16 protein-coding genes are annotated in these 17505 nt (G+C 69.3%); 1 reads left to right on the forward strand and 15 read right to left on the reverse strand.

Going from position 1 to position 17505, the window contains the following annotated elements; translation table 11 throughout:
- Window positions 1–7: 7 nt before the first annotated feature.
- Window positions 8–280 carry a hypothetical protein gene (locus tag QRN27_RS16935; protein WP_285043231.1) on the forward strand — a complete coding sequence of 91 codons (273 nt, stop codon included), beginning with the start codon at window positions 8–10 and terminating at the stop codon, window positions 278–280.
- Here the strand turns inward: QRN27_RS16935 and QRN27_RS16940 are convergent, their stop codons facing one another.
- From QRN27_RS16940 to QRN27_RS17010, 15 genes are all read right to left on the reverse strand, one after another.
- Window positions 281–943 carry a histidine phosphatase family protein gene (locus tag QRN27_RS16940; RefSeq protein WP_285043232.1) on the reverse strand — a complete coding sequence of 221 codons (663 nt, stop codon included), beginning with the start codon at window positions 941–943 and terminating at the stop codon, window positions 281–283.
- A 59-nt stretch (window positions 944–1002) separates the two neighbouring features.
- Entirely contained in the window at window positions 1003–2343 is a 1341-nt protein-coding gene (locus tag QRN27_RS16945; protein ID WP_285043233.1) for a CoA transferase, read from the reverse strand.
- A 110-nt stretch (window positions 2344–2453) separates the two neighbouring features.
- Window positions 2454–3869: a pyruvate kinase gene (gene pyk / locus QRN27_RS16950; protein ID WP_079705946.1), complete on the reverse strand. Its 1416-nt coding sequence runs from the start codon at window positions 3867–3869 to the stop codon at window positions 2454–2456.
- A gap of 92 nt (window positions 3870–3961) precedes the next feature.
- A complete protein-coding gene (locus QRN27_RS16955; protein WP_194670037.1) occupies window positions 3962–5419 on the reverse strand; it encodes a glutamate synthase subunit beta in 1458 nt (485 codons plus the stop codon).
- Window positions 5412–9974, reverse strand: coding sequence for a glutamate synthase large subunit (gene gltB / locus QRN27_RS16960; RefSeq protein WP_285043234.1), 4563 nt, complete (start codon window positions 9972–9974; stop codon window positions 5412–5414). Before gltB ends, QRN27_RS16955 begins: the two co-directional genes overlap by 8 nt.
- 121 nt (window positions 9975–10095) lie before the next feature.
- Window positions 10096–11109 (reverse strand): prolipoprotein diacylglyceryl transferase, encoded by a 1014-nt coding sequence (lgt, locus tag QRN27_RS16965; protein WP_502929540.1) that lies wholly within the window; start codon window positions 11107–11109, stop codon window positions 10096–10098.
- Between the two features lie 122 nt (window positions 11110–11231).
- Window positions 11232–12044 carry a tryptophan synthase subunit alpha gene (gene trpA, locus QRN27_RS16970; RefSeq protein ID WP_285043235.1) on the reverse strand — a complete coding sequence of 271 codons (813 nt, stop codon included), beginning with the start codon at window positions 12042–12044 and terminating at the stop codon, window positions 11232–11234.
- Window positions 12041–13291: a tryptophan synthase subunit beta gene (gene trpB / locus QRN27_RS16975; protein ID WP_285043236.1), complete on the reverse strand. Its 1251-nt coding sequence runs from the start codon at window positions 13289–13291 to the stop codon at window positions 12041–12043. The genes trpA and trpB overlap by 4 nt, the downstream gene beginning before the upstream one ends.
- Complete coding sequence (gene trpC, locus QRN27_RS16980) at window positions 13288–14064, reverse strand: indole-3-glycerol phosphate synthase TrpC (RefSeq protein ID WP_285043237.1); 777 nt, start codon at window positions 14062–14064, stop codon at window positions 13288–13290. Before trpC ends, trpB begins: the two co-directional genes overlap by 4 nt.
- Window positions 14065–14066: 2 nt before the next feature.
- Window positions 14067–14297: a DUF6704 family protein gene (locus tag QRN27_RS16985; protein WP_285043238.1), complete on the reverse strand. Its 231-nt coding sequence runs from the start codon at window positions 14295–14297 to the stop codon at window positions 14067–14069.
- A 103-nt stretch (window positions 14298–14400) separates the two neighbouring features.
- Window positions 14401–15069: a Trp biosynthesis-associated membrane protein gene (locus tag QRN27_RS16990; protein WP_285043239.1), complete on the reverse strand. Its 669-nt coding sequence runs from the start codon at window positions 15067–15069 to the stop codon at window positions 14401–14403.
- A 13-nt stretch (window positions 15070–15082) separates the two neighbouring features.
- On the reverse strand, window positions 15083–15472 hold the full coding sequence (hisI, locus tag QRN27_RS16995; protein ID WP_285043240.1) for a phosphoribosyl-AMP cyclohydrolase: 390 nt from the start codon (window positions 15470–15472) through the stop codon (window positions 15083–15085).
- Window positions 15469–16233 carry an imidazole glycerol phosphate synthase subunit HisF gene (hisF, locus tag QRN27_RS17000; RefSeq protein ID WP_285043241.1) on the reverse strand — a complete coding sequence of 255 codons (765 nt, stop codon included), beginning with the start codon at window positions 16231–16233 and terminating at the stop codon, window positions 15469–15471. The genes hisI and hisF overlap by 4 nt, the downstream gene beginning before the upstream one ends.
- 47 nt (window positions 16234–16280) lie before the next feature.
- Window positions 16281–17120, reverse strand: coding sequence for an ATP phosphoribosyltransferase (hisG, locus tag QRN27_RS17005; RefSeq protein ID WP_194670028.1), 840 nt, complete (start codon window positions 17118–17120; stop codon window positions 16281–16283).
- Between the two features lie 107 nt (window positions 17121–17227).
- On the reverse strand, window positions 17228–17491 hold the full coding sequence (locus QRN27_RS17010; protein ID WP_194670027.1) for a phosphoribosyl-ATP diphosphatase: 264 nt from the start codon (window positions 17489–17491) through the stop codon (window positions 17228–17230).
- Window positions 17492–17505 lie beyond the last annotated feature (14 nt).

Below are 17505 nucleotides of genomic sequence, written 5' to 3' on the forward strand. Positions count from 1 at the left end.
CGACTCCATGACTGCAGAGCAGAACGACCCCCGCCAGGACGTCCACGACGCCAGCACCGACGACCGGCTCCAGGGCATCCTCGTGCAGGTCGCAGCCGACCGGTCCCTTACCCCCGACCTCGACGTCCGGGCAGCGCTGGCGGACCGTCTCAGCGACCAGGGCATCGATGCCGACGCTGCCGAGCTCGACCGACTCGTCGGTTCACTCCCGGGTCAGCCCGGCGACGAGCCCGGACCGTTCCTCACGGACGGCGCGACCTCGGCCGACGACACCAACTGATCAGAAGCCGCGCTCGACGGCGGCGGCCGGACCGTCGGCCTCCGTCGTCAGCTCCGGTCCGCCGACGGCATCGCCCGTCCACGTGTCGACCCGCCAACCGGTCGTCGTGTCTCCGTCGACGATGATGACGCCCGTGTTCGTGATGGGATGCGTGCCGATGAAGTGTCCGTCGACGTTCGTCGAGCGCAGCCCGAGCCATGACCGGAGCATGGCTCCGTGGCTCACGACCACGACGCTCTCCAGTCCGGAGCCCTCGACTTCCTCGATCACCGCGTCGAAGCGCGCGAACACCTCGTGGCCGTTCTCGCCGCCCGGCATCCGGGTGTCGAGGTCACCCATGGCCCAGGCGACGATGGTGTCGATGTAGACCTGGACGGCCCCGGGCGACCCGTGCATCTCGTTGTCGCCGGCGCTGATCTCCCGGAGGCCGTCGCGGACGGTCACGGGGACTCCTCGAACCTCGGCGATCGGAGCGGCGGTCTGCTGCGCCCGGATCGCGGTCGACGCGTAGACGGCGTCGATCTGCTCCCCCACGAGCGCTTTGGGCAGCGCGGCAGCCTGCGTCTCGCCGAGTTCGGTGAGGACCGCCCCGGGGATCGCGGTGTCGAGCAGGCCGGCGACGTTGGACGAGGTCTGACCATGTCTGATGAGGATAAGGCGCATACCTCCAGGGTAGGCGAACGACGACGGCGCCGCGTCTGGCGCGTCCGGGGTCACGACGATCAGCGGCGTGTCCGCCATCGCGGTTCGGCACTCCCCAGGCGCCGTGCCGGGAACGGGTAATCCTCGAACCCGCTGAGCGCGGGGCGCGCGGTTCGCACGGCGCCGTGATCGACCAGGCAGCGCTCGCCAGGAATCGCGACGGCCGCGTCGTGGGTCGCCCGCGGCAGTCCCCGGAGTGCAGCACCGACCCTGGCCAACGACACGTGGACGTCGCCGACAGAGCGCCCCTCGACCCCGCCCGCCACCTCGTCGATGAGCGACGCCGCCAACAGGTACCCGCTCGTGTGATCGAGCGCCTGCGCCGGAAGCGCGCCAGGACCCCCGTCGGCACCCTCGATCAGGGCGATGCCGGTCGCCGCCTGGACCAGGCTGTCGAAGCCACGACGATCGCCCCACGGTCCGGTCGTCCCCCACGCGTCGACGGAACCGGTGACGAGCCCTGCTCCTGGCACCAGGCCGAGGCGCTCGATGGCGTGCGGTCGGTACCCCGTGACCAGGATGTGCGCCTCGTCAGCCAGCGACTGCAGGGTCGCGAGGCCGGACGTGGTCGAGGCGTCCAGGGTGGCCGTGCGCTTCCCCTGCCCGGTGTCGGCATGCTGCCATGGGATCTCGGGAAGCTGCGGCGGGTCGACACGGAGGACCTCTGCTCCGAGCAGCGCAAGCGTCCTGGTCGCCACCGGACCGGCGATGACGCGGGTGAGATCGAGGACGCGGAGTCCACGCAAGGGGTGCAGCCTCGTTGGCCGCACGGCAGAGGCGATCCTCGATCCGGTGGAGCCGCCGTGACGGGCGACGAGCGGCCCGTCACCGACGATGGCCTGTGGGGTGGACGACCATGCGGCGGCAGTCCGGACGGCGACGAGGAGGGCGCCGACTCCGGCAGCCTCCGATTCCAGGTCGACGGCCGATCGGGAGGCGATCGCCGAGGCGAGCGCTGCGCGGGTGGCGTCGTCGCCGATCCCGAGCATGGCGCTCAGGCGGCGACGATGGTGGGGGTAGTTCGCATGCGTCCGCACCCAACCGTCCGCGGCCGGGAAGAATTCGGACAACGGCGCGAACGCATCGACCGCTGCTCCATCGATCCGGAGCAGTCGGTCGCTCTGGTAGGCCGCGGCGATGCGCTCGAGGTCCAGGACCGCGTGCACCGGCTCGTATCCGAGCGCGACTCGGAGCCGGTCCGCGGCGTTCTCCACGGCGCCGACCGCGACCGCGGCGAGCTCGAGGACGGCGAATCGTGAGGCCAGGAGCCCCGTCGGCCCGATCGCCTCACGGTCGACACCTGGCAGGCTCAGCCCCACGGCATGGCGCAGGGCGTCGTCGACGAGGAAGGAGCTGGCCATGGGCATCAGGCTAGACCCACAGCGGGCGGTGTCGGTGTGACCGTCGCGCTGGACGACGAAGGCCGTGGTCCCCGTACGGGAGGACCACGGCCTTCGGCTACCACATCCGACTAGAGGACGTCGCCCACCTTGTGGACGCGGATGTCGTTCGTCGTTCCGGGGATCCCGGGAGGGGAACCGGAGATGATGATGACGGGCTCGCCGACCGCGGCCTTACCGGTGGCGACGAGGACCTCGTCCACCTGGGCGACCATCTGGTCGGTGTGCGTGACGCGCTCCACCACGAAGGACTCGACACCCCAGTTGAGCGCCATGCGACGACGGATCGCCGGGTCGGGCGTGAACGCAAGGATCGGGATCCGGTTGCGCAGGCGCGCCATCCGGCGCACCGACTCCCCAGACTCCGTGAAGACGCAGAGGAACTTCGCCTCGACGAAGTCGGCGACCTCGACCGCCGCAAGGGTGATCGCACCCGCCTGCGTGCGTGGCTTCGTGCCAAGCGGCGGGACACGGTCGAGACCGTGGATCTCGGTCGACTCCACGATGCGGGCCATGGTCTGGACCGTGATCACCGGGTAGGCGCCGACGCTGGTCTCGCCACTCAGCATGACCGCGTCCGCGCCGTCGAGCACCGCGTTGGCGACGTCGGAGGTCTCAGCGCGCGTCGGGATCGGGCTGGAGATCATCGACTCGAGCATCTGCGTCGCGACGATGACCGGCTTCGCCATGCGGCGGGCCAGCTCGACCGCGCGCTTCTGCACGATCGGGACGGCCTCGAGCGGGAGCTCGACACCCAGGTCGCCGCGGGCGACCATGATGGCGTCGAACGCTTCGACGATGCTCTCGAGGTTCTCGACGGCCTGCGGCTTCTCGATCTTGGCGATCACGGGGACCTTGCGGCCCTCCTCCGCCATGATCTCGTGCACGCGGTCGATGTCCGCTGCGTCACGGACGAACGACAGGGCGATGAGGTCGGCGCCGAGACGCAGTCCCCAACGGAGGTCCGCCTCGTCCTTCTCGCTGAGCGCTGGGACGTTGACGGCGACACCCGGGAGGTTGATGCCCTTGTTGTTCGACACCGGACCGGCGACGATCACGCGCGTGGTCACGACGGTGTCGTCCGCTTCAACGACCTCGACCTTGACCTTGCCGTCGTCGATCAGCAGGAAGTCGCCCGGCTTGACGTCCTGGGGCAGGCCCTTGAAGGTCGTCGAGGAGATCTCCTTCGTGCCGAGGATGTCCTCGATGGTGATCTTGAAGATGTCGCCGACGGCGAGGTCGTACGGGCCGCCCTCGAACTTGCCGAGGCGGATCTTGGGGCCCTGGAGGTCGACGAGGACGGCGACCGCGCGGCCGGAGTCCTCCGTCGCCTTCCGCACGTTGGCGTAGATGGCCTCGTGCACGTCATAGCTGCCGTGGCTCAGGTTCATCCGGGTGACATCGACCCCCGCATCGATGATGGCCCGGATGTTCTCATAGCTGGAGACCGCAGGGCCCAGCGTTGCGACGATCTTGGCTCGTCTCATGTGTGTGTGTTCTCCATGGTTTCTGCGCACAAGGCGCTTCGGTACTCACTGCTCGGCATGATGCGTCCGACGCTTGTCGTCCGCCTGAAAGCCTAGAGGGAGATGGGCTGGTCCGTGGGACGGACCGGGGAGGGAAGCTGGGTGGCACCTTCGAGGTACTCGTCGACCGCCGCTGCGGCTGCACGACCCTCGGCGATCGCCCACACGATGAGCGACTGACCGCGACCGGCGTCGCCGGCCACGAACACACCGGGCTGGTTCGTCTGGTAGTCCTGCTCCCTGGCCACGTTGCCGCGGCCCGTGAACGGGAGCTGGAACTGCGACTCGAGAGCCGCCTCCTCCGGGCCGGTGAAGCCGAGGGCGAGCAGCACGAGGTCCGCCGGGATCTCCCGTTCGGTCCCGCTCTTCGGGACACGGCGGCCGTCGACGAACTCCGTCTCCGCGACGCGGATGGCTCGGACCTCTCCGGCATCGTTCGCGAGGAACTCGACGGTGGACACCAGGAACTCGCGGTCACCGCCCTCCTCGTGCGCGCTCGCGACCTCGAACAGGGTCGGCATCATGGGCCACGGCTGGTGCTCGGGTCGCTCCCCCGCCGGCTGGGTGCCGATCGCGAGGTTCGTGACGGACGCGGCACCCTGACGGTGGGCCGTGCCGATGCAGTCGGCGCCGGTGTCGCCGCCGCCGAGGACGACGACGTGCTTGTCCTCGGCCGTGATCTGGTCCGAGACCGTGTCTCCCGCGCCGACCCGGTTCGCCTGGACGAGGTACTCCATCGCGAAGTGCACGCCCGAGAGGTCGCGACCCGGGATCGGGAGGTCGCGCGGCACCATCGCGCCGGTGGCGATCACGACGGCGTCGTACCGGGCGCGGAGCTCGTCCCAGGTGATGTCGACGCCGATGTTCACGCCGGCCCGGAAGCGGGTCCCCTCGTCCTGCATCTGCTTCAGCCGGATGTCGAGGTGCTTCTTCTCCATCTTGAAGTCCGGGATGCCGTACCGCAGCAGACCACCGATGCGGTCGTCGCGCTCGTAGACGGCTACGGTGTGGCCCGCCCGGGTGAGCTGCTGGGCTGCCGCGAGACCGGCAGGTCCCGATCCGACGACGGCGACCGTCTTCCCCGTCAACCGCTCCGGCGGGTGCGACTCGACCCAACCGTTGGCGAAGGCCTGGTCGATGATCGACACCTCGACCTGCTTGATGGTGACCGCGGGCTGGTTGATCCCGAGGACGCACGAGCTCTCGCAGGGGGCCGGGCACAGACGTCCCGTGAACTCGGGGAAGTTGTTGGTGGCGTGCAGGCGCTCGATGGCCGAGCGCCCCTCGCCACGCCACATCAGGTCGTTCCACTCGGGGATGAGGTTGCCGAGCGGGCAGCCCTGGTGACAGAACGGGATGCCGCAGTCCATGCAGCGCCCGGCCTGCTTCCGCACGGTCGCCGGGTCGCTCTGTTCGTAGACCTCTTTCCAGTCCATGATGCGGACCGGAACGGGTCGACGCTTCGGGAGCTCCCGCTCCGGTACCTTCAGGAATCCCTTGGGATCAGCCACCGGTCACCTCCAAGATTCGGTTCCAAACGATGTCGCCGTCGGGGTCGAGCCCCTCGTCGAGCGCGGTCTGTCGGGTCGCCAGGACCGCTGCGTAGTCGCGCGGCAGGACCTTGACGAATCGGGCGACCGTGTCGTCGAAGTCCGCAAGCAGGCGGCCGGCGAGCGGCGAGCCCGTCTCGAGGACGTGTCGCTCGAGGAGGTCGTGGACGATCTCGACGTCGGCGCTGTCGAGCTCCGACAGGGTCAGCTCACCGGAAGCGAGCGAGTCGCGGTTCACCTGGTCGCGCTGCAGGTCGAACACGTAGGCGGTCCCGCCCGACATGCCGGCACCCAGGTTCCTGCCCGTCTGCCCGAGGATGAGCGCGAGCCCACCGGTCATGTACTCCAGGGCGTGGTCGCCGACGCCCTCGACGACCGCCGTGGCACCGGAGTTGCGCACCAGGAAGCGCTCGCCGACGATACCGCCGAGGAACATCGTGCCCTGGGTCGCACCGTAACCGATGACGTTGCCGGCGATGACGTTGTCCTCAGGGAGGAACGCGGCGCTCTCGGGAGGCCTGACGACGATCTGCCCACCGGACAGGCCCTTGCCGACGTAGTCGTTCGAGTCGCCGACCAGGCGCAGCGAGATGCCGCCGGGGAGGAACGCGCCGAACGACTGCCCGGCCGAGCCGCGCAGGGTGACGTCGATGCTGCCGGCCGGAAGGCCGTTCTCGCCATGACGGCGGGTGACCTCGTGGCCCAGCATGGTGCCGACGGCGCGCTCAGTGTTGCGGATGGGCAGGTCGACCGAGAAGTGACCGCCGTGCTCCAACACCTCCGCTGCTGCGGCGATGAGCTGCTGGTCGAAGTGCTTGTCGAGTTCGTGCTCCTGCGCCCGACGGTTGATCCGCGGTTCGTCATCGGCGAAGACGGGGCCGACGAGGACGGGCGACAGATCGAGACCGGACGCCTTCCAATGGCTGATCGCGCGATCCGCGTCGATCAGCTCGTTGTGGCCGATGGCCTCCTCGAGCGTGCGGAACCCGAGCTCGGCGAGGTACTCGCGAACCTCCTGAGCGATGAACTCGAAGAAGTTGACGACGAACTCCGGCTTGCCGGTGAACCGCTGCCGGAGCACGGGGTTCTGGGTCGCGACGCCGACCGGGCAGGTGTCGAGATGGCAGACGCGCATCATGACACAGCCGGAGACGACGAGCGGTGCGGTCGCGAACCCGAACTCCTCCGCACCGAGCAGCGCACCGATGACGACGTCACGACCGGTCTTCATCTGACCGTCCACCTGTACGACGACGCGGTCGCGCATGTTGTTGAGCATCAGGGTCTGCTGGGTCTCGGCGAGACCGAGCTCCCAGGGTGTGCCGGCGTGCTTCAGCGAGTTCAGCGGGCTCGCGCCCGTCCCGCCATCGTGGCCGGAGACGAGGATCACGTCGGAGAGCGCCTTCGCGACACCCGCCGCGACCGCACCGATGCCCGACTGGCTCACGAGCTTCGTGTGGATCCGGGCCTTCGGGTTGGCGCGCTTCAGGTCGAAGATGAGCTGCTTGAGGTCCTCGATGGAATAGATGTCGTGGTGCGGAGGCGGCGAGATCAAGCCGACACCGGCCGTCGCGTGCCGGGTCCTGGCCACCCACGGGTAGACCTTCGTCGGCGGCAGCTGCCCACCCTCGCCGGGCTTGGCGCCCTGGGCGAGCTTGATCTGGATGTCGTCGGCGTGCGTCAGGTACATGCTCGTCACGCCGAACCGGCCCGACGCCACCTGCTTGATCGCACTGCGTCGTGTCGGGTCCAGCAGACGATCGACGTCTTCGCCGCCCTCGCCGGTGTTCGACTTCGCGCCGATGCTGTTCATGGCGATCGCCAGCGTCTCGTGGGCCTCTCTCGAGATCGAGCCGTAGCTCATCGCCCCGGTCGAGAACCGCTTGACGATCGAGGAGACCGACTCCACCTCGTCGAGCGGGACCGGCGGGCGTGCGCCGGTGCGGAGGGTGAACATCCCTCGGAGCGTCATGAGCTGCGCGGCCTGCGAGTCGACCATGTGCGTGTACTCACGGAAGATGTCGTACCGGCGGGTCTTCGTGGCGTGCTGGAGCTTGAAGACGGTCTCCGGGTTGAAGAGGTGCGGTGAGCCGTCGCGGCGCCACTGGTATTCGCCGCCGGACTGCAGGCGCTCGTGCGCGGTCGACGCGGCGTCCTCCGGGTAGGCGTAGCGGTGACGCTTCGCGTTCTCCTCGGCGATCACGTCGATGCCGACGCCACCGAGCTTTGTCTCGGTACCCGTGAAGTAGGTCTCGACGAGCTGCTCGCTCAGGCCGACCGCTTCGAACGCCTGCGCGCCCGCGTACGAGGAGACGGTCGAGATGCCCATCTTGGACATGATCTTCAGAACACCCTTGCCGAGCGCCTTGATGACGTTCTTCACGGCCTGCTCGCGCGTGACGCCCTGGATGAGACCGCTTCGGACGAGGTCCTCGCAGCTCTCCATCGCCAGGTAGGGGTTGATCGCTGAGGCGCCGTACCCGATCAGGAGCGCGACATGGTGGACCTCGCGGACGTCGCCGGCTTCGACGACGAGCCCGACCTTCATCCGGTTCTCGGCGCGGATGAGGTGGTGGTGGACCGCGGCGAGGGACAGCAGCGACGGGATCGGGGCGAGATCGGAGTTCGAGTCGCGATCGCTGAGGACGATGAACTCCGAGCCTGCGAGGATCGCCTCGTCGACCTCGGCGCACATCTCGCGGAGCCTCGACTCGAGGCCTGCGGCTCCGTCCTCGACCCGGTACAGCGCCCGCACCGTGGCCGTCAGCGGGCTCCCGGGGGTCGGGTCGATGTGCTGGATCTTCGCGAGCTCGTCGTTGTCGATGACGGGGAAGTCGAGCACGACCTGCTTGGCGTGCTCCGGACCCCAGGAGAGGAGGTTGCGCTCCGGTCCGAGGCCGAGCTTCAGTGAGGTGACGACCTCCTCGCGGATGGAGTCGAGCGGCGGGTTCGTCACCTGCGCGAACTGCTGCACGAAGTAGTCGAACAGGAGCCGCGGACGATCCGAGAGCACGGCGATCGGCGTGTCGGAGCCCATCGCCCCGAGCGGCTCCGCGCCGTTCTGGCCCATCGGCTGGAGGAGGATGCGCACCTCCTCCTCCGTGTACCCGAACGTCCGCTGGCGGCGGGTCACCGAGGCCGGCGTGTGCACGATGTGCTCGCGCTCGGGGAGGTCGCTGAGGTTGATCCGGCCCTGCTCGAGCCACTCGCCCCACGGGGCGGAGGCCGACAGTTCGTCCTTGATCTCGTCATCCTCGATGATGCGTCCCGCGACGGTGTCGACGAGGAACATCTTGCCCGGACGCAGGCGGCCCTTGCGCTTCACCCGGCTCGGTTCGATGTCGAGCACGCCGATCTCACTGCCGAGGACGACGAGACCGTCGGTCGTCTCCAACCAGCGGCCCGGGCGCAGCCCGTTGCGGTCGAGGGTGGCACCGACGAGCGAGCCGTCGGTGAAGGTGAGGGCGGCCGGGCCGTCCCACGGTTCCATCTGCATGGAGTTGAACTCGTAGAAGTCGCGCCGCTGCTGCGAGAGACCGGTCTGCTTCTCCCAGGCCTCGGGCACCATCATCATCATCGCGTGCGGCAGCGACCGACCCGTCAGCGTCAGCAGCTCGAGCACCTCGTCGAAGGACGCGGAGTCGCTCGCGCCAGGCGTGATGATGGGGAGCAGCGGCCGGACGTCGCCGATGAGCTCGGACTCGAGCTGGGACTGCCGGGCGCGCATCCAGTTGCGGTTGCCCTCCACCGTGTTGATCTCGCCGTTGTGCGCCATCATCCGCAGGGGCTGGGCGAGCGGCCACGACGGGAAGGTGTTGGTGGAGTACCGCGAGTGCACGATGGCGAGCTTGGTCGCGAACCGTTCGTCGGAGAGATCCGGGTAGAAGGGTTCGAGTTGCAGGGTCGTGACCATGCCCTTGTAGACGAGGGTCCGGCTCGACAGGGAGATGAAGTACGCGCCGAGTTCGCGCTCCGCGCGCTTCCGCAGACGGAAGGCGAGGCGGTCGAGTGCGATCCCGGACGGCTTCGAGGGGTCCGAACCGGTGACGAACAGCTGCTTGAAGGCGGGCATGGCGGCGCGCGCGAGCTTGCCCAGTTCGTCGGGGTCGACCGGGACCTCACGCCAACCGAGCACCGTGAGCTGTTCGTCGGCGGCGATCGCGGCGATCTGGGACTGGAGGAGCGCTCGTGCCGACTCGTCGGTGGGCAGGAAGGCGATCCCGACGGCGTACTCGCCGAGCGGCGGGAGTTCGAACCCGGCGACGCCGCGCAGGAACTCATCGGGCATCTGGGTGAGGATGCCGGCGCCGTCGCCGGTGCCCGCGTCAGAACCGATCGCACCTCGGTGCTCCAGGTTGCGGAGCGAGCCGAGCGCCGCGTCGATGATGCTGTGCGAGGCGTCGCCCGTCAGGGTCGCCACCATCGCCAGACCGCAGGCGTCCTTCTCGTTCGCCGGGTCGTACATGCCCTGCTTGGGCGGGACTGCGCTGAACGAAGCGTACGGTGCATGCGCCATGGGATTACCGTCCTCACGAATGGGGGATCAGAAGCGGGACGTCACTGGCCCTGGAACGAAACGGTTGGTGAACCCCGTGCGTCGTCGGGATCCACCCGGCCGGAGAGAGGGTACGCCTGGCCTAGGAGGGTGAGCCGGTCTTGCTTGTGGCGACCGTGTCCTTGGACGTCGGAGTGGACGATGCAGTGCTCCGTGATCCACCGGCATCATCGCCGGTCGCGGCACTGCGCAGCCCCAGGTTCTCCGCGTCGGTGTCGTAGTAGTCTACCGCAGCCTTCGGATCGTTCCAGGCGCGACCGGCGACATAGGCCGACGGCTCCGTGCCGGTGTGACGACGCGACTGGATGACGATGATGGCGATACCCACGACGATCGCGAGGATGGCGGCCCACACGTTGGCGCGGATGCCGAAGAGGTACTCGCTCGGGTCGATCCGGATGGTCTCCCAGACGGTGCGGCCGGCGCCGTACCAGATGAGGTAGACGCCGAAGAGCCGACCCCACTGCGGGTTGAAGCGGCGGCCGATCCACAGGATGACCGCGACGCCGAGGAGGTTCCAGACGATCTCGTACAGGAACGTCGGGTGGAACAGTGTGCCGGCCGGCAGGCCGATCGGGAACGCCGGGTTGCTCGCCTCGATCTCGAGGCCCCACGGCAGGTCGGTCGGCAGACCGTACAGCTCGTGGTTGAAGTAGTTGCCCAGGCGGCCGAACGCCTGTGCGAGCAGCAGTCCTGGTGCCAGCGCGTCGGCGAAGGTCCAGAAGCGGATGCCCGTCATCCGGCAGCCGATGTACGCGCCGACGGCTCCACCGAGGAGCGACCCGAAGATCGCGATGCCGCCCTCCCAGATGTAGAGCGTGCGCAGGAGGTCGGCGCCCGGGTAGAAGTAGTCGCCGGGGTGCGTCAGGACGTGGAAGATCCGCGCTCCGATGATGCCGAGCGGAATGGCCCACAGGATGATGTCGAGCACGATGCCCGGCTCGGCGCCGCGCTTCGTGAGGCGACGGGAGGTCAGGATGGTCGCGACGACGATCCCGGCGATGATGCACAGCGCGTACATGTGCACCGTGAACGGACCGACGCTGAACGACGCGATGTCCGGGTTCGGGCTCGGGATGCTGAGGGGTGCAATCACTGCAGTGGTCGCCTTTCGTTACGAACTCTGATCGAGTGTACGGCCTCCGGCATCGCGGACGTGCTGAGGCTACCCTCAGCGCGCCCGTCGACGGAACGCCGCGACGGGTCCGGGCGTGCGGCTCAGCGGTTGGTGCCGGCTGCGAGCGACCGGACGACCTCGGTGACAGCGGGGACGCCGCCGTCGGCGAGGGCCTTGACGAAGACGGACCCGACGATCGCGCCGTCGGCGTATTCGAGGACGGATCGCACCTGCTCGGCCGTCGAGATGCCGATGCCCACGCAGGCGTGCTCGGCGCCGGCTGCACGGAGGCGTCCGACGAGCGTCTTGGCGGCGGCGTCGAGATCCTGCCGCGCTCCCGTGATACCCATCGTCGAGACGGTGTAGACGAAGCCCTTGGAGTGCTCGGTCACGAGCGAGAGACGCTCGTCACTCGACGTCGGGGCCGCGAGGAAGACGCGGTCGAGCCCCAGCCGCTCGCTGACGTCCAGCCACTCTGCGGCGGCGTCCGGGGTGATGTCCGGCGTGATCAGGCCGGCTCCCCCGGCCGCAGCGAGGTCTGAGGCGAAGCGTTCGACGCCGTACTGCGTCACCGGGTTCCAGTAGGTCATGACGAGCACCGGGACGTCGACCGCGGCGCGGATCGCACTGACCGCCGTGAAGACGTCGCGCAGTCTGAAGCCGCCCGCCAACGCCGTCATGGTGGCGGCCTGGATGACGGCACCGTCCATGACCGGATCGGAGTACGGGACACCCAGCTCGAGGACGTCGACGCCGTTCTGCGCCAGCGCGATGGCGGCGTCGATGCTCGTCTGGAGGTCGGGGAACCCGACCGGCAGGTATCCGATGAGCGCGCCGGCACGTTCGGTCGCGGCGGCGTCGATGGCCGTCGAGACGGCCGAGGTCACGGCGGCGCCCGCCTGCTGAGCGGTCATGCGTTGTGCCCGGCTTCGTCGAGGAGCCCGAAGTAGGCGCCCGCGGTCTCGACGTCCTTGTCGCCGCGTCCCGACAGGTTCACCAGGATGGTGGCGTCTGGACCCAGCTCCTTGCCGAGGACGATGGCACCCGCGAGGGCGTGCGCCGACTCGATGGCCGGGATGATCCCCTCGGTACGGCTCAGGAGCCGGAACGCCTCCATCGCCTCCGCGTCGGTCGCGGGGACGTACGTGGCGCGTCCGGTGTCGGCGAGCCAGGCGTGCTCAGGGCCGACGCCCGGGTAGTCGAGCCCGGCGGAGATGGAGTGCGACTCGACGGTCTGGCCGTCCTCGTCCTGGAGGACGAACGTCCGGGCACCGTGGAGAACCCCTGGACGACCACGTCCGATGGACGCGGCGTGCCGAGGGGTGTCGACGCCGTCGCCGGCCGCCTCGACGCCGTAGAGCGCGACGTCCGCGTCGTCGAGGAAGGCGTGGAAGATGCCGATGGCGTTCGAACCGCCGCCGACGCAGGCCACGACCGCGTCGGGGAGGGACCCGTTCAACTCGAGGAGCTGCGCGCGAGCCTCCTCACCGATGATCTTCTGGAAGTCGCGCACCATGACCGGGAAAGGGTGTGGTCCTGCAGCGGTGCCGAAGAGGTAGTTCGTCGTCTCGACCGAGGCCACCCAGTCGCGGTAGGCCTCGTTGATCGCGTCCTTGAGCGTGCGGGAGCCGGAGGTGACCGGGATGACGGTGGCGCCGAGGAGTCGCATGCGTGCGACGTTGAGTGCCTGTCGTTCGGTGTCGACCTCGCCCATGTAGATCGTGCAGTCGAGACCGAACAGGGCGGCGGCGGTCGCCGTGGCGACCCCGTGCTGACCTGCCCCGGTCTCGGCGATCACGCGGGTCTTGCCGATGCGCTTCGTCAGCAGCGCCTGGCCGAGGACGTTGTTGATCTTGTGGGATCCCGTGTGGTTGAGGTCCTCGCGCTTGAGGAAGATGCGCGCGCCGCCGGCGGAGGCTGCGAACCGCGGGACCTCGGTGATGATCGACGGTCGGCCGGCGTAGTCGCGCAGCAGCGTGGTGAGCTCGGCCTGGAAGGTCTCATCGACCTTCGCCGCCTCGTATGCCGCGGCGAGCTCGTCGACCGCGGCGATGAGCGCCTCCGGCATGTAGCGTCCGCCGAAGTCGCCGAAGAACGGGCCGGCTTCGTCTCGCAGGTGCGTGGGCTCGGCGTTCGCGGGCGTGGGGGGTGACAGGGTCATTCGGATGCTCCCAGGAACTGTTCGAGGGTGGCGACGGGGTCGCCAGTGACGAGTGCTTCGCCGACCAGGACGACGTCCGCGCCGTCACGTCGGTAGGCGGCGACGTCCGACGCGCCGAGCACGGCGGACTCCGCGATCTTGATCGCGTCGGCGGGGAACCGGTCCGTCAGCGAGCCGAAGAGGTTGCGGTCGAGTTCGAAGGTGCTGAGGTTCCGCGCGTTGACGCCGATGAGTCGGGCGCCGATGTCGCTCGCCCGAGCGAGCTCGTCGGCGGAATGGGTCTCGACCAGTGGCGTCATGCCGAGCTGGACGACGAGCTCGTGCAGCGACAGCAGGGTGGGCTGGTCGAGCCCGGCGACGATGAGCAGGACGAGGTCCGCGCCTGCGGCGCGAGCCTCGAAGACCTGGTAGGGCAGCGAGATGAAGTCCTTGCGCAGCACGGGGATCCGGATCGACGCACGGACGGCTTCGAGGTCGTCCAGCGAACCGCCGAACTTCCGTCCCTCCGTGAGGACGCTGACCGCGCTGGCACCACCCTGCTCGTACAGCGAGGCGAGGAGCGCCGGGTCGGGGATGTCGGCCAAGGCGCCTCGAGAGGGGCTCGACCGCTTGACCTCGGCGATGATCTTCACACGCTCGGCAGGAGCGAGTGCGGCAAGCGCATCGATCGCCGGAGGGGCATCGACCGCCAGAGCCTCGACGGCTGCAGCCGGACGGCCCGCGAGGCGCCCGAGGGCGTCCTCCTTCGCGCCGGCCATCAGGTCGGCGAGCATGTTCAGTGCTCTTTCGCCAGGGTTTTGGAGCCGCCGACGCCGTACCCGGCCTTGGCGAGGATGCCACCGGTGATCCAACCGAGGAGCAGCACACCGGCCGAGACCCAGACGAGCAGCGGCATGTCGAGCCAGAAGAAGACCGTACCGGCGGCGAACGCGACCAACATGATGATCACGGCGGTCCAGGCGGCGGGCGAGTGTCCGTGGCCGGGGTCCGAGGGGTCGGTGCTCATGGTTCTCCTTCTGTGCGGGTGCGGGTTCCAGTGTACCGGCAAGTCACGGACGGTTCCGTGCGCGGGCCACGAGTTCCCAGGTGGCCTCAGGACGTGTTTCGACTCAGCGGGTCGGGTCGTCGCCGCGACTGAGGTCGTCCCAGGCGCCGACGGGATCGGCGCTCGGGGCCGACTCGACCTGCGTGAAGCGCACGGCCTGGTACTTGCGCGACGGGCCGGGCCACATCCGGTGCGTGACCGCGGTGGCGAGGCCGGCGAGACCGAGGACGATGCCGAGGACCAGTGCGACGGCCGGCCACGCGGTGAGCGACGTCGCGGCGACGAGGTCGATGGTCGACTGGTTGCCGGCGACGCCCGTCGCCTCCGTCACCGCCGCTGCGCCGGCGGTCGCGGGAGCGGTGAGGACGGTGATCGCCGAGATCGCGACGCACACGCCGATCACCGCCTCGAGCACGCCGAGGATGATCCGGAAGACCGGCCCGGCGATCGCCAGGGCGGCGACGAGCGCCAGACCGGCCAGCGCGAGCGCCGAGAGGGCTGGGGCCGCGACGGACCCCACCACGTCGAGGGCGCCGGAGTGCGGTCCGACGCCGACGAGGCTGATCGAGAGCCAGGACTGCGTCCACGCGGCGAGGATGAGGGCGTTCGCCAGGACCGCGGTGACGAGGAGCAGTGTCTTCAGACGGCGCTGTCGGCTGCGGAGGGCACGTGCCTCGAGGTCGTCGGCCGGGGACTCCTCCGGCACGGACGGTTCTGCGTTGGTCTCGGTCATGCTCGAACTCGATTCATGGTGTCGACGATGGCGCGGCGACGGCGTCGAGGCTCCGGGCGTCGAAGCAGCTGCGGGTACCCGTGTGGCACGCTGCACCGAGCTGGTCGACCTCCACCAACAGGGTATCGCCGTCGCAGTCGTAGGAGACCCCGCGCACGAACTGCGCGTGCCCGGAGGTGTCGCCCTTGCGCCAGTACTCCTGGCGGGATCGCGACCAGTAGGTGACGCGCCCCTCGGTCATCGTGCGTCGCACGGCCTCGGCGTCCATCCAGCCGAGCATGAGGACCTCCCGGGAGTCCCACTGCTGGACCACGGCGGGGATCAGCCCCTGCGCGTCGAAGGTGAGTTGCCGGATCGCGGTCTCCGGGTCGGCACCGACGGGGATGGTGATGTCGGCGCTCATGCTCGGACCGTCCAACCCGCATCGGCGAGCTCCTGTTTGACCTGGCCGATCGTGAGTTCCCCATTGTGGAAGACGCTGGCCGCGAGGACGGCGTCCGCACCCGCTGCGATCGCGGGCGGGAAGTCGGCGAGCTTGCCCGCCCCACCCGACGCGATCACCGGCACCCGGCTCACCTCGCGCATGGCGCGGATGAGCTCGGTGTCGAAGCCGGCCTTGGTGCCGTCGGCGTCGATCGAGTTCACCAGCAACTCCCCCGCGCCGCGTTCGATCGCCTCGGCCGCCCAGACGAGCGCGTCGAGTTCGGTCTCACGACGACCACCGTGCGTCGTGACGATCCATCCCGACGCGCTGCCTGCGTGCCGCTTGACGTCCAGTGAGAGCACCAGCACCTGCGCACCGAACCGGTCGGCGATCTCTCCGAGGAGCTCGGGCCGCGCGATCGCCGCGCTGTTCACCCCGACCTTGTCGGCTCCGCTCGCGAGGAGCCGCGACACGTCGTGCGTGGTCCGCACGCCGCCGCCCACGGTCAGCGGGATGAAGACCTGTTCCGCCGTGCGGCTGACGAGGTCGTAGGTGGTCTCGCGTTCGGAGACGGTCGCGGTGACGTCGAGGAAGGTGAGTTCGTCCGCGCCCTGCTCGGCGTACCGCTTGGCGAGCTCGACGGGATCGCCGGCGTCGCGGAGATCGAGGAAGTTGACCCCCTTCACGACGCGGCCGTCGGCGACGTCGAGGCATGGGATGACTCTGGTGGCGAGTGACACGATGGCCTCCGCGGGGCGACTGGAGCGGTCTGGGATGGGGTGGGTGCTCAGAGTCGAGCCGCGTGGATCGCCGTGACGAGGATCGCGCGCGCGCCGAGCTCGTAGAGGCGGTCCATGACGTCGTTCGCCTCGCCGCGCGGGATCATGACCCGGACGGCCACCCACTCGGGGTCGCGCAGCGGCGAGATCGTCGGCGACTCGATGCCACCGGCGACCGCGGTGGCCTGCTCCAGGAGCCGGACGGGGAGGTCGTAGTCGACGAGCACGTACTGCCGCGCGACGAGGACGCCCTGCAGACGACGGATGAGGGTGGCCGTGCTGGGCTTCGTCTCGGGAGAGGCGATGAGGACGGCCGTGGAGTCGAGGATCACGGGGCCGAAGATGCCGAGGCCGGCCTTCCGGAGGGTCGTGCCGGTGGAGACCACGTCGGCGACCGCGTCGGCGACCCCGAGCTGGACGGCGGATTCGACCGCGCCGTCGAGGTGGACGAGCGTCGCGTCGACACCGGCGTCGCGCAGGAAGTTGCCCACCAGGCCGGGGTAGCTCGTGGCGACGGTCTTCCCGGCGAGGTCGGACAGTTCTGCGAACTCCCCCGCCGGACCGGCGAAGCGGAAGGTGGAACCCCCGAAGCCGAGCTCGGCGAGTTCGGTCGCCGCGGAGTGCGAGTCGAGCAGGAGGTCGCGGCCAGTGATGCCGATGTCGAGTGCGCCCGACCCGACGTACGTGGCGATGTCCCGCGGGCGCAGGTAGAAGAACTCGACGTCGTTCCGTGCGTCGACGACGTGCAGCTCTTTGGTGTCGCGACGGGTGGCGTACCCGGCCTCCTGGAGCATCTCGACGGCGGTCTCGGACAACGAGCCCTTGTTGGGCACGGCGACTCTCAGCATGTGGATCTCATCTCGTGACGTGGTGGCGAGCGGGGTGCGCGGACCCGTGGCGTCGGGGTCCGTCCGTGACGGTTCCCGGAAGCAGCGGTGCTCCGGACGCGTCTGGCCTACAGATGTCGGTAGACGTCGGCGGGGGTGAGCCCCTTCGCCACCATCATCACCTGCACGTGGTAGATCAGCTGGGAGATCTCCTCGGCCGTCTCGATGTCGCTCTGGTACTCGGCCGCCATCCAGACCTCGGCCGCCTCTTCGACGATCTTCTTCCCGATGCCGTGCACGCCGGTGTCGAGTTCGCGGACCGTGCCGGACCCCTCCGGCCGGGTCTCGGCCTTCTGGCGCAGCTCGTCGAACAGCTCGTCGAAGGTTTTCACGTGCTCCAGGGTAC

Origin of the sequence: Plantibacter sp. LMC-P-059a, from assembly GCF_030209505.1 — a bacterium.
In the GTDB taxonomy this organism is placed as follows: domain Bacteria; phylum Actinomycetota; class Actinomycetes; order Actinomycetales; family Microbacteriaceae; genus Plantibacter.

Excerpts from the sequence above, each read along its gene's own strand:
- QRN27_RS16935 (WP_285043231.1), top strand. The coding sequence starts at position 8 with ATGACTGCAGAGCAGAACGACCCCCGCCAGGACGTCCACGACGCCAGC.
- QRN27_RS16940 (WP_285043232.1), bottom strand. The coding sequence starts at position 943 with ATGCGCCTTATCCTCATCAGACATGGTCAGACCTCGTCCAACGTCGCC.
- QRN27_RS16945 (WP_285043233.1), bottom strand. The coding sequence starts at position 2,343 with ATGGCCAGCTCCTTCCTCGTCGACGACGCCCTGCGCCATGCCGTGGGG.
- pyk (WP_079705946.1), bottom strand. The coding sequence starts at position 3,869 with ATGAGACGAGCCAAGATCGTCGCAACGCTGGGCCCTGCGGTCTCCAGC.
- gltB (WP_285043234.1), bottom strand. The coding sequence starts at position 9,974 with ATGGCGCATGCACCGTACGCTTCGTTCAGCGCAGTCCCGCCCAAGCAG.
- trpA (WP_285043235.1), bottom strand. The coding sequence starts at position 12,044 with ATGACCGCTCAGCAGGCGGGCGCCGCCGTGACCTCGGCCGTCTCGACG.
- trpB (WP_285043236.1), bottom strand. The coding sequence starts at position 13,291 with ATGACCCTGTCACCCCCCACGCCCGCGAACGCCGAGCCCACGCACCTG.
- trpC (WP_285043237.1), bottom strand. The coding sequence starts at position 14,064 with ATGCTCGCCGACCTGATGGCCGGCGCGAAGGAGGACGCCCTCGGGCGC.
- QRN27_RS16985 (WP_285043238.1), bottom strand. The coding sequence starts at position 14,297 with ATGAGCACCGACCCCTCGGACCCCGGCCACGGACACTCGCCCGCCGCC.
- QRN27_RS16990 (WP_285043239.1), bottom strand. The coding sequence starts at position 15,069 with ATGACCGAGACCAACGCAGAACCGTCCGTGCCGGAGGAGTCCCCGGCC.
- hisI (WP_285043240.1), bottom strand. The coding sequence starts at position 15,472 with ATGAGCGCCGACATCACCATCCCCGTCGGTGCCGACCCGGAGACCGCG.
- hisG (WP_194670028.1), bottom strand. The coding sequence starts at position 17,120 with ATGCTGAGAGTCGCCGTGCCCAACAAGGGCTCGTTGTCCGAGACCGCC.